The 12,441-nt window shown below is 43.9% G+C and carries 8 protein-coding genes, 1 tRNA gene and 1 pseudogene; 5 read left to right on the top strand and 5 right to left on the bottom strand.

Features of this window, described 5'->3' with window-relative positions; genetic code table 11:
* Positions 1–110: 110 nt before the first annotated feature.
* The 3 genes from PSE69_RS08465 to pepA form a co-directional block, all read right to left on the bottom strand.
* Positions 111–3,005 carry a valine--tRNA ligase gene (locus PSE69_RS08465; protein WP_272675206.1) on the bottom strand — a complete coding sequence of 965 codons (2,895 nt, stop codon included), beginning with the start codon at positions 3,003–3,005 and terminating at the stop codon, positions 111–113.
* Between the two features lie 13 nt (positions 3,006–3,018).
* Entirely contained in the window at positions 3,019–3,468 is a 450-nt protein-coding gene (locus PSE69_RS08460) for a DNA polymerase III subunit chi (RefSeq protein WP_004915959.1), read from the bottom strand.
* 239 nt (positions 3,469–3,707) lie between these two features.
* The gene (gene pepA / locus PSE69_RS08455; RefSeq protein ID WP_004915960.1) at positions 3,708–5,219 is read right to left on the bottom strand and encodes a leucyl aminopeptidase; all 1,512 of its coding nucleotides are present in this window, start codon (positions 5,217–5,219) and stop codon (positions 3,708–3,710) included.
* A 278-nt stretch (positions 5,220–5,497) separates the two neighbouring features.
* Between pepA and lptF the strand changes: the two genes are divergently transcribed.
* The gene (gene lptF, locus PSE69_RS08450; protein ID WP_004915961.1) at positions 5,498–6,595 is read left to right on the top strand and encodes an LPS export ABC transporter permease LptF; all 1,098 of its coding nucleotides are present in this window, start codon (positions 5,498–5,500) and stop codon (positions 6,593–6,595) included.
* Positions 6,595–7,671, top strand: a complete 1,077-nt coding sequence (lptG, locus tag PSE69_RS08445) for an LPS export ABC transporter permease LptG (protein WP_004915962.1) — start codon at positions 6,595–6,597, stop codon at positions 7,669–7,671. Before lptF ends, lptG begins: the two co-directional genes overlap by 1 nt.
* Positions 7,672–7,750: 79 nt before the next feature.
* Here lptG and PSE69_RS08440 read toward each other — a convergent pair whose 3' ends face one another.
* Complete coding sequence (locus PSE69_RS08440) at positions 7,751–8,173, bottom strand: hypothetical protein (RefSeq protein WP_004915963.1); 423 nt, start codon at positions 8,171–8,173, stop codon at positions 7,751–7,753.
* Positions 8,174–8,765: 592 nt separating this feature from the next.
* Complete coding sequence (ampH, locus tag PSE69_RS08435) at positions 8,766–9,992, bottom strand: D-alanyl-D-alanine-carboxypeptidase/endopeptidase AmpH (protein WP_004915965.1); 1,227 nt, start codon at positions 9,990–9,992, stop codon at positions 8,766–8,768.
* A 464-nt stretch (positions 9,993–10,456) separates the two neighbouring features.
* On the opposite strand from ampH, the gene PSE69_RS08430 reads away from it, so the two are divergent.
* The 3 genes and pseudogenes from PSE69_RS08430 to PSE69_RS08420 form a co-directional block, all read left to right on the top strand.
* A tRNA-Leu gene (locus tag PSE69_RS08430) sits at positions 10,457–10,541 on the top strand.
* Positions 10,542–10,857: 316 nt separating this feature from the next.
* Positions 10,858–12,123 (top strand): tyrosine-type recombinase/integrase, encoded by a 1,266-nt coding sequence (locus PSE69_RS08425; RefSeq protein WP_004915968.1) that lies wholly within the window; start codon positions 10,858–10,860, stop codon positions 12,121–12,123.
* A gap of 81 nt (positions 12,124–12,204) precedes the next feature.
* Positions 12,205–12,441, top strand: a pseudogene (locus PSE69_RS08420) (tyrosine-type recombinase/integrase); the annotation flags it as partial.

The raw sequence follows: 12,441 nt of genomic DNA, 5'->3' as shown, positions 1-12,441 counted from the left end.
TAACGTGGGTATAGGGTTCGGGATTGATTTACTTATTTAGATAGGTGTTCTAATAAAAAACCCCTATTGGCGAACCAATAAGGGTTTTAAGTCAGTGTGAAAGAGGCAAATTATAGCGACGCAATGGTCACTTTTTGTGCTTCTAACTTACCTTTAGCTTCAATGTTAGCCGCTAGTCGCTCGCGTTCTTTCTCAACAACGGCAGCAGGTGCACGGCTGACAAAACCTTCATTAGCGAGTTTGCTTTCGATAGACTCAATCTCTTTGAGTACTTTCTCTAACTCTTTATCCAAACGCGCTAACTCGGCATCTTTATCAATCAGGCCTGCCATTGGGATCAATAGCTCAGTACCGCTAACCAGTTTTGTCACAGAAACTGGCGCTTCTTCACCGTCTGTCAGTACCGTGATACTTGCAAGGCGTGCCATGGATTTAATAAAGTTTTGGTTTTCTGCAACGCGACGTTTCGCATCTTCAGAAACACCACGCAGTAATACATCTAGTGGTTTACCCGGCGAAATATTCATTTCGGCACGAATATTACGGACAGCAATGATAGCTTCTTTGATCCATTCCAAATCACTCAGTGCTTGCTCGTCCACTTTAGCTGCATCAAATTCAGGGAATGGTTGTAGCATGATGGTATCTGCATCAATCCCTTTGACGACTTTCACACGTTGCCAGATAGTTTCCGTGATAAATGGAATAATAGGGTGTGCTAAACGTAATAGCGCTTCTAATACTTCGATCAGCGTGAAACGTGCTGCACGAGCTTGCGCTTCATTACCTTTGTGAACAGCAGGTTTTGATAGCTCCAAGTACCAGTCACAGAATTCGTTCCAAGTGAAGTCATACAAAATACCCGCGGCAATATCATAACGATGGGTATCGAGGGCTTCACGGTACGCTTTGATGGTTTGGTTGAACTGAGCCATGATCCAGCGATCAGCCAAAGAGAAGCTCATTTCACCACCGTTCTGACCACAGTCTTGATTTTCTGTGTTCATTAGGACAAAGCGGCTTGCGTTCCATAATTTATTACAGAAGTTGCGGTAGCCAGACAGACGTTTCATATCCCAGTTGATATCTCGGCCTGTTGAGGCAAGCGCCGCTAAGGTAAAGCGTAGTGCGTCAGTACCATGTGCTTCAATACCGTTTGGATACTCTTTGCGAGTACGCTTGGCAATTTTTTCAGCCAATTGTGGCTGCATCATATTGCCAGTACGTTTCTCAAGCAGATCTTCTAACGAAATACCGTCGATCATGTCCAGAGGGTCGATAACGTTCCCTTTGGATTTAGACATTTTTTGGCCTTCTTCATCACGGATCAAACCCGTCATATAAACGGTTTTGAACGGTACTTGCGGTACGCCGTTCTCATCTTTAATGAAGTGCATGGTCATCATGATCATGCGGGCTATCCAGAAGAAAATAATGTCGAAACCACTGACCAACACATCGGTAGGATGGAACGTTTTCAGTGCTTCGGTATTTTCAGGCCAGCCTAATGTTGAGAAGGTCCATAAACCAGAAGAGAACCAAGTATCCAATACGTCTTCGTCTTGGCGCAGTGCAATCTCTGCCCCCAAGTTGTTTTCACGACGAACTTCATCTTCATCGCGACCCACATAGACATTACCTTTGTCGTCATACCATGCAGGAATACGATGACCCCACCACAATTGGCGAGAGATACACCAATCTTGGATATCACGCATCCAAGAGTAATACATATTTTCGTATTGGCGAGGTACGAATTGAATACGACCATCTTCAACCGCTTTAATGGCATCTTCTGCTAGCGGCTTAGTACGAACATACCATTGGTCAGTTAGCATTGGCTCGATAACGACGCCACCGCGGTCACCATAAGGCACTGTTAAGTCATGCGGCTTAACTTCAACCAATAAACCTAACTGCTCAAATTCCGCGACAATCGCTTTACGTGCGGCAAAACGCTCCATACCACGGTAAGCTTCTGGGATTTCACTGCTATATGCGGTTGATGGGTTACCGTGAGTATCAAAGACTTCTGCTTCACTACGGACATTACCATCTAAATCCATCATGTTGATCATAATGAGCTGATGACGTTTACCGACTTCATAGTCATTAAAGTCATGAGCAGGGGTAATTTTCACGCAGCCAGTGCCTTTTTCCATGTCGGCGTGTTCGTCACCGACAATTGGAATACGGCGATTGACGATTGGAAGAATAATTTCTTTACCAATTAAATCTTTATAACGGGGATCTTCTGGGTTAACCGCCACACCAGTATCACCCAGCATAGTTTCTGGGCGTGTGGTTGCGACAACCAGATAATCTTTACCTTCGGCTGTTTTTGCACCATCTGCAAGTGGATAGCGTAAATGCCACATGGAGCCTTTGATTTCACGGTTTTCGACTTCCAAATCAGAAATCGCAGTGTGGAGTTTAGGATCCCAGTTAACGAGGCGTTTACCACGATAAATTAAGTTATCTTTATAAAGACGAACGAAGGCTTCTTTAACGGCTTTTGATAGGCCTTCATCCATTGTGAAGCGCTCACGCTCCCAATCAACAGAGTCACCTAAACGGCGCATTTGTTGTGAAATGGTGCCACCAGACTCTGCTTTCCATTGCCAAATTTTGTCAATAAACGCATCGCGGCCGTAATCGTGACGAGTTTTGTTCTCTTCAGCCGCGATCTTACGTTCAACAACCATTTGGGTTGCGATACCAGCATGGTCAGTACCTGTTTGCCACAGCGTATTTTTACCTTGCATGCGTTGGTAACGGATCATGGTATCCATAATCGTTTGCTGGAAAGCATGCCCCATATGCAGGCTACCTGTGACGTTTGGTGGTGGAATAACGACACAGAAACTCTCTTTGCTAGTATCCCCGTTTGGTTTGAAATAACCGCTTTTTTCCCAATGAGCATAGCGTGCTTGCTCTATCTCAGCGGGATTATAAGTTTTATCGAGCGAAGGCTCGGCAATCGCATTATCTGGTTTCTTATCCATTTTTATATCGTATTCAGTTAGTTGGCGGCGTCGCCATAGTCAAATTGAAGCCGACGCTGCGGTAAATTTTATACCGTTCACGCGCCAACTGTTTTAAAGTTTCATCAATAGGCACAAAGTCTATCACTTCATGGAATGCAGTGGCAAAGTCTGCAAACTGGCTCTGAAGATTGATCAGAATATCGCGTTGGGCATTTCCACGTTTCCCCGGCCAGCAAATTTCAATCGGTGCGCCATAACGAGGCCCTTCACCAGCGAGGTTATGAGGCACGAACTGATGAGGATCTCTTTGCCAAAGTGACTCATCCAGTTTTTCTGCTTGCTCAGCGGTTTCACACGCGACTAAAACACGCTTACCATCACGCCACATTTGCGCCGCAAGTTCGCAAGCAAGCCATTCATGGGCTTCTAACTCTACTTGCGGCGATGGTTGTTCAAGCAAATAAAAGGTGGCGTTTTTCATCTCTTTCTTTATGGAATAGAAAAATGTTATGCAAAAAGGGTATTGCGACAGGCAATACCCTGAAATGAAGATGGGGCTATTTTAGCGTATCGCACTCTTGAGTGCTATATACTCGTCATAGTTCAAGTTGCAACGCCAATTTGACTCGCTACACCTTGAGCTATTTAGCGTCTAGACCCATGACGCGAGTTACAACGCAATGGTCTGTAACTCGCGTCATTATAGGACATCAATTAAGACTAATCGTCGCCGTTCAGGCCAGCGCGGTTCAGTAAGAACTGTGACAACAATGACACAGGACGGCCTGTTGCGCCTTTTGCTTTACCTGAACGCCATGCTGTACCAGCAATATCCAAGTGCGCCCAATTGTATTTGGTCGCAAAACGAGCGAGGAAGCAGCCCGCAGTAATTGCACCCGCAGGACGACCACCTGTATTGGCTAAGTCAGCAAAATTAGAGCTGATTTGCTCATAGTATTCATCAGCTAACGGTAAGCGCCATGCACGGTCACCCGCTTGCTCAGAAGCGTTTAATAACTCATGAGCCAGAGGGTTGTGGTTTGACATTAAGCCAGTGTAATGGCTACCTAACGCAATTACACAAGCCCCTGTCAATGTGGCGATATCGATAACCAATTCCGGCTCAAAACGCTCGACATAGGTGAGGGTATCACATAGCACTAAACGACCTTCGGCGTCAGTATTAAGTACTTCAACCGTTTGCCCTGACATCGTGGTGAGGATATCACCTGGACGATAGGCTCGTCCTCCTGGCATATTTTCACAGCCAGCCAGCACACCGACCACGTTGATTGGCAACTGCAATTCGGTGATAAAACGCATCACACCGTAAACCGTTGCAGCACCGCACATGTCATATTTCATTTCATCCATGCTATCTGCTGGCTTGATAGAAATACCACCTGAGTCAAATGTGAGGCCTTTACCGACTAATACAATAGGTTTCGCTTCAGGATCAGGGTTACCTTTGTACTCCATGATAGACATCAGCGATTCATTTTGTGAGCCTTGACCAACAGCGAGGTAAGCATTCATGCCTAGCTCTTTCATCTGCTCTTCACCGATAACACGTGTTGTCAGCCTATTTTCAGAAATGTCAGCTAATTGACGTGCTTGTGATGCTAAATATGCCGCATTACAAATGTTTGGTGGCATGTTGCTGAGATCTTTCGCGGCCTTAACACCGGACGCAATGGCGAGTCCATGGGCGATAGCACGCTCACCGCTCGTTAATTCACGGCGTGTTGGCACATTGAAAACCAACTTACGCAGTGGACGGCGATGTTCCGTTTTATTGCTTTTCAATTGATCAAAGACGTAGAGCGACTCTTTTGCCGTTTCAACAGCTTGACGTACTTTCCAATAATTATTACGGCCTTTAACGTGTAACTCAGTTAAAAAACAGACGGCTTCCATTGAACCAGTTTCATTCAATGTGCTGATTGTTTTCTGAATAATTTGTTTGAATTGACGCTCATCTAGCTCACGTTCTTTACCACAGCCGATGAGTAGAATACGTTCAGACAGGATATTTGGTACATGATGGAGTAGTAGGGATTGCCCTACTTTACCTTCAAGTTCCCCGCGGCGCAGCAGGGCGCTGATATATCCGTCACTTATTTTGTCCAGCTGTTCAGCTATAGGGGACAGACGGCGTGGTTCAAAGACTCCGACAACGATACATGCGCTACGTTGTTTTTCCGGGCTACCACTTTTTACACTAAACTCCATGCGTTCTCCTGAATCTTAAAGACAAAGGCCCATGCTCCCGCTAAAATTAGCGTTACAGCATAATCTACCTCATAGAGAATGAACTCTTTATGTTAAACTGAGCAGATATCTGGTATTTCAATAATATTAAGCATGTTCTGATTGGGTAATCAGTATAGAGAATGCTTTTATATCATTCTAGTCATACAATGAGCCAGAGTATATGTTAACAAATGGTAGATATTGAACGAACTTAGCCATTTTCCACCCAAAAGACAAGTTTTCACAGGCGTATAAGCGTGATCATTATTAGATATTTGGTACGGGAGACCCTGAAAAGTCAGCTAGCTATCCTTTTTGTGCTAATGTTGATTTTTTTTAGTCAGAAGTCCATCGATATTCTCGGGGCTGCTGTTCAGGGAAATATTCCTTCAGATTTAGTATTACCGTTACTGGGATTGGGCGTGCCTGAAATGGCGCAATTGATCCTCCCTTTAAGCCTATTTCTTGGGCTACTGATGACATACAGCAAACTGTACACCGAAAGTGAAATTACGGTGATGCATGCATGCGGACTCGGGAAAAGCGTTCTGGTTAAGGCCGCTCTGGTGCTTGCAACGTTGACCGCATTGGTCGCAATAGGCAATATTGCGTGGATGCTTCCTTGGTCGTCGCAATATCAAGAACAGGTGCTGGCAGACGCTAAAGCTAACCCTGGGCTAGCTGCCATGGTGGAAGGGCAATTCAAAACCACCAAAGATAGAAACATCGTATTGTATATTGGCGACGTCAAAGGTAATGACTTTAAAAATGTCTTCTTAGCACAATTGCGCGCCACTAATGAACAGCGCCCATCGGTAGTGGTCGCCGATAGTGGCTATATGCGAGAAGATGCCGATGGCCGACAAATTGTGGTATTGGATGAAGGAACTCGCTACGAAGGAACGGCATTATTACGTGATTTCCGCATCACCGACTTTAAAAATTATCAGGCGGTTATTGATCACAAACCAAGTGATGCCCGCAATGATAGAGTCGAACAAAAAAATATGCTTCAGTTATGGAAGGCGAATGACTTTGATTCCAATGCAGAATTCCATTGGCGCTTGACGATTGTCTTCTCGGTGGTGGTGATGGCATTAATGGTAGTGCCGCTGAGTGAAGTGAACCCTCGTCAAGGGCGGGTATTGAGCATGCTGCCAGCCATGTTGCTGTATCTTATTTTCTTCCTATTACAAAGTACATTGCGTAATAGCGCAGAAAAAGGGGATGTTGATCCGAAATATGCAATGTGGGCAGTTAACTTAGGGTATCTGGCTTTAGCGATTATCCTAAACGTATGGAATACCGTGCCAATGCGCCGTTTACGCGTCAAATTTAATAGAGGGGCTGCCTGATGTTTGGTGTTTTAGACAGGTACATTGGACGAACCATCCTCAACTCTATTTTAATGACCTTGTTTATGTTGGTGTCCCTTTCAGGGATCATCAAATTTGTCGAGCAACTACGTAAAGTTGGTGATGGTGAATATACGACTCTAGGCGCTGGGGTATTTACGTTATTAACGATCCCAAAAGATATCGATATTTTCTTTCCGATGGCGGCGCTGCTCGGAGCGTTACTAGGGTTAGGTGCTTTAGCATCACGTAGTGAGCTGGTGGTTATGCAAGCTTCTGGCTTTACACGCTTGCAAATTGCACTGTCCGTGATGAAAACAGCGATCCCTCTGGTTATTGTGGCGATGTTGATTGGCGAATGGGTTGCCCCAAGCGCAGATCAATGGGCGAGAAATTATCGCGCAGAAAAAATTGTGGGTAACTCATTAGTTGTGACCGATGAAGGGATGTGGGCGAAAGATGGCCCTGATTTTATTCATATTCAACGCGTCTCTGATACCACATCGATTCAAGAAGTGTCTATCTACCGCTTTAATGAGCAGCATAAGTTAACATCGGTGATGTTTGCTTCAAGCGGCGCTTATGACAAAGACAATCAATTGTGGGTGCTGTCTCAAGTTGATGAGTCTATTTTAAGTAGTGAGAAAAAAATTACGGGCTCCCAGCGCTTAACTTATGAGTGGAAAACGAACCTGACACCCGAAAAACTCGGTATCGTTTCCTTGAGTGCAGACTCCCTTTCGATTCGCGGGCTTTATCAATATATCGCTTACTTAAAAGAGAGTGGGCAGGTAGCCGCAGTCTATGAATTGAGTATGTGGAAAAAGATCTTAGCGCCACTATCCGCAGCAGTGATGATGTTTATGGCCGTTTCATTTATCTTCGGTCCATTACGTACTGTACCGATGGGGGTACGTGTCGTCTCTGGGATTGTTGGTGGCTTCCTGTTTTATGTCCTAAATGAAGGGTTTGGTAAGTGGAGTTTGGTCTACTCCATACCACCTATTATTGCGGCGTTACTACCAAGCGTCCTATTCCTTGGGGTCAGTATTGTCTTACTGGTGAAACGTAAGTAAGCCAATTTTAAAATCGATAATATTCCAATAAGCCATCGTATTGAGTAATGCGGTGGCTTATTTATTTGTATTAAACCAATCAATACTTGAAAGGCTCAGGGAGAGTTGGATGAGTAATAAAAATTCTAATTTTGAGTAAGTTACCAATAAATCGATTACCTAGCTCACTTATTTTGGCATTTAATTTATTTTCTTGAGGATGGAAAATAGGGTGTGCTTTTTTATTGCCAGTAGCTGCTTTTACGATATTCTCGTGCGTGATGCCATAAAACCCCATTACAGGGAGTTTTAATTGATTGGCCATGACTTGTGCATTTGAGAAGCGCCCCCCTTCAGCACTATGACAACTGCATAGTTTTATAAGCGAAGGGCTCTGTTTTATGCCTTTAATTTTATCCGCTAGCAGCGCATGGCAATTGGCGTTAGTCACTTTCGCAAAAGTGCCATCTCGCATTTGCAGCAACCCTTTCTCACCATGCGTTTTAATAATAATTGATGACATAAAATTCTCTCCTTGAATTGTTTATGTCACTAGTATTGCGATGAATATGTCTCGGTGCTTGCAAAAACCAATGATTGATAGTTATACAGTAAGAACAGTATTAATAAGCCATCAATATAATATAAAAAGATTTGTGCCGTGATGCGTGCTGTCACTCTATTAAATAAGCTCTTACTGGTTATCATTGTGATCACAAAGGATAAAAATTAAGCGGGTAAGCACTGTTACCGACCAAAATCGCTCGGTAACAGTTGAGAAAACTTGCTGTTTAGCAATGACAACACGCAGTTATTTATCAACCCATTGCTAATTTAAGGGCATTTAGAGTTAGTATCACTCGCCGTGCATTCAATACATTATGGTTGGCGATAACAAAGGATAAAAGTTAAGCGCATCTGGCTCTTTTAGCGCTGCAAGGACTATTACCGACCAAAATCGCTCGGTAATAGTCGAGAAAACTTGCTGTTTAGCAATGACAACTCGCAGTTATTTATCAACCTATTGCTAATTTAAGGGCAACAAGTTGAATAAAATAGTGTCTTAGGGTTGGGGCATAACTCGCCAGTGCATTCATTGCGTCGGCGGTACGCTTTCAATGTTTTCCATACGCATGGTTAGCCGATAGAGCGGCCACCATATCATTAACCCCCACGGTTAACTTACTAAACTTACTGCTGTCTTTGCGGGTCATCACCACAAAAACGCCGATATTTTGTTGTGGGATCATCGCCATATAGCTATTAAACCCACCTCCACCACCCGTTTTCTGATAAATCCCCGGCCGACCATTTTGTGGCTTCATATAAACCCAGCCAAGGCCAATACCATCCGCATGACCTGCAACATCCATGCCTTTGACATCAAGTAATTTTTCTCTTGGGAAGTAAATACCTTGCTCACGTGCTGCTGTGGCTTTTCTTAGGTTTTTATCCGTCGATAAAAATTGCTGCATCCACTTTTGCATATCCGCAGGCGTAGAATAGACACCACCGCTTCCTGCCGCCGCTAAAGTGTTATGGCATGGGCTTGGCTTAGTGCCTTCCATCAACCTTGCGCATTGAGAGGCGTTAGGCGTATAGGTTGTTTCGGTCATTTTGGCTGGAGAAGTTACATAACGACTGAACAACTGTGGATAGGACTGCCCCGATGCTTTAACCATTGCATCAGCAAGCAGATCATAAGCAAGGTTTGAGTAAGCAGCTTCGGTTCCCGGTGTCGCATCGAGTTTACCATTTTTTAGCCAGTTCCAACGATTATCCTGCGTTGGCCAAATAAAAACCGGTCTACCCCATTTCCCCCCCGGCTGCTCACGTGGTAATCCACTGGTATGGCTTGCTAAATGGTATAAACGGATAGGGTGACCACTACTATTATCAGGTACAGTGACGCCATGATAACTGTATTGTTGTAGAGGATCCGTTATCAGTAATTTTTTATCCTGCTCCAGCTTAATTAAGATCTCACTGGTCATTAACTTAGTGATAGAGGCAATCCTAACTAGCGAATGAGGGCCCGGTTTTTTACCATTTCCGGGGGCGGTTTCCCCATAATAGCGTGATAGTGTTTGGTTATTATCAATAACAATGATTGCCATGCCCCGAGCATCGCTTTCGTTAAAAATGCGATTTGCATACAGATCGACAATCTTCGCAACCCGCTCATAGGTTCTTCTATCGCCTTCAAACACTCGCCAGTCATTCGACTCAGCGTCATTATTGCCTTGTAAAAACTTAGGTTGTTTTTCTGTCGTCGTTGAGCAAGCTGCTAATGCGAGAGACAATGCAGACACTGACAGAATTTTTAGAAACGATCTCTTCATGTTTAGGAGCCAGCCGATAGGTAATTTTGCAGATGGTCGAGCAGACCAAGGTTATTTTTTCTTAGCGAAGACCTTCATTAATGCACCTATTAGGATGCCAATAACTACGCCAGTCGCTATCCAGCCTATAAAACCCATGTATAAATACCTTTACTAATTCAACAATGTGCATACGCTAGCAAAAATCGTATGAAGTCGCCAGCAGCCTTGATGAAGCAAATGATTAAATCAAATATTTGACTAAAGTAACATATGTCTAGGCTGATCATTAAGCAAAAAGCATTAAATGGCTAATAGAGAGAGTAGTTATTCAATTTTAGAAGGCAGGACGGTATATCAATCAGGGAGATATTAAGCAACATGCTTTTTTTTTAATCGAACAAACTGAATAATCAAGATAAATGTTGCTAGTCGAGACAAGGCAAGTATAATAGCCACGTTTTCCAAGAAACACATCACTTCGTGCCGGAGTGGCGGAATTGGTAGACGCAGTTGATTCAAAATCAACCGCCTTCGGGTGTGCCGGTTCGAGTCCGGCCTTCGGCACCATAAGAACATCAAGAGACGTCAACTGACGTCTTTTTTTGTATCTAAAATCCAGTATTTGCAAGGCTTCCCTCGCGTTTTCAGTCAATGTATGTCAACTTAACTCAACCCACATCAACCTCCGAGTGAGTATATAACTGAGTATATCTTCGCTTCGATAATGTTTGTATACTCATTATATCTTGAATTACCAATGCTAAAGCAATGCAGGCGCAGCCTTTGGCGTAGATACTTAGTTGTTTATGTAACTCGAAATCATCGACTGTAATCTGAGATATCTCGTTTATATACTCACTCTGGGGTGAAGAGGATAAAGAATATGGCATTAACCGATACAAAAGTTCGTGCAGCTAAACCTGAAGATAAAGCTTATACACTGACAGACAGTGATGGCTTGTTTCTTTATATTCACCCCAATGGTTCTAAATATTGGCGTTTCCGTTTTCGCTTTGGCGGTAAACAACACTTGATGGCTTTTGGTGTATACCCTGAAATTTCTTTAGCGGATGCAAGAGAAAGAAGGGATGCTGCCAGAAAGCAAGTCGCTTTAGGTATCGATCCTCGCGAGCTCAAGAAAGAATTAAAGGAAGAACAGCAAAAGGAATTTAACACCTTTGAGAAGGTAGCTCGTGATTGGCACGCGACCAATAAAAAGTGGTCAGAAGGGCATAGCCATCGAGTCCTTAAAAGCCTTGAGGACAATATCTTTGCTGCTATTGGTAAACGCAATATTGCCGAACTAAACACTCGTGATCTCCTTGAACCGATTAAAGCCGTAGAGATGTCTGGACGTCTTGAGGTTGCAGCACGTTTACAACAACGTGTGACAGCCATAATGCGTTATGCCGTACAAAGCGGTTTAATCGACTATAACCCAGCGCAAGACATGGCGGGTGCAGTTGCGACAGGTAAACGAGTCCACAGAGCCGCTTTAGAGCTTAAACGTCTACCCGAGTTCTTACAACGTATCGATGATTATAAGGGAAGACCTTTAACTAAACTTGCTGTCAAACTTACCTTGTTAGTTTTTATTCGTTCCAGTGAATTGCGCTTTGCTCGCTGGGATGAAATCGATTTTGATAATGCCATGTGGACGATCCCTGCTGAACGCGAAGCGATAGAAGGGGTTAAGCACTCTCATCGTGGATCAAAAATGCGTACTCCTCACTTAGTCCCTTTAAGCCGGCAAGCCATTGAGATCTTAAAACAGATCTATCAATTCAGTGGCAACCACGAACTGATCTTTATCGGCGATCACAATCCTAGAAAACCAATGAGTGAAAACACAGTTAACAACGCGTTACGTGTGATGGGCTATGACACTAAGACGGAAGTCTGTGGACATGGTTTCAGAACGATGGCTTGTAGCTCGTTGATTGAGTCAGGGCTATGGTCGAAGGATGCAGTAGAAAGGCAAATGAGCCACCAAGAACGCAATTCAGTAAGAGCTGCTTATATTCATAAGGCTGAGCATATTGAGGAAAGACGACTGATGGTGCAATGGTGGGCTGATTATCTGGATGCGAATAGGGAAAGGGAAATTTCGCCGTTTAGTTTTGCTAAATTAGGCAATGAGATAGTGTGAGGCTTGCAGATACAGTTTTGCATACCTTGCTAGATACTCATCAAAAGCTGGTTAGTCAAGAAAGCGATTTAATTGCTTAGGTATGAAGGAAGGCTAACAGGACACGGTCTCCGCCACGAGATGAGGATTATCGTGAGAAAGGTTTTAACAGCGCTTGGATTGAAACACAGCTGGCGCATAGCAATAAAAATGCGATACGTGGAACCTATAACCATGGCGCAATATTTGGCAGGGAGACGTGAAATGATGCAGTGGTATGCCGACTATATCGATTCATTGAGAAATGGTGGCAATATTGTTCATGGGAATTTTCATCGC

Origin of the sequence: Providencia sp. PROV122, from assembly GCF_028482365.1 — a bacterium.
In the GTDB taxonomy this organism is placed as follows: domain Bacteria; phylum Pseudomonadota; class Gammaproteobacteria; order Enterobacterales; family Enterobacteriaceae; genus Providencia; species Providencia stuartii.
The sequence above is the reverse complement of the archived record's forward strand: the minus strand, read 5'-3'. Positions and strand labels throughout refer to the sequence as shown.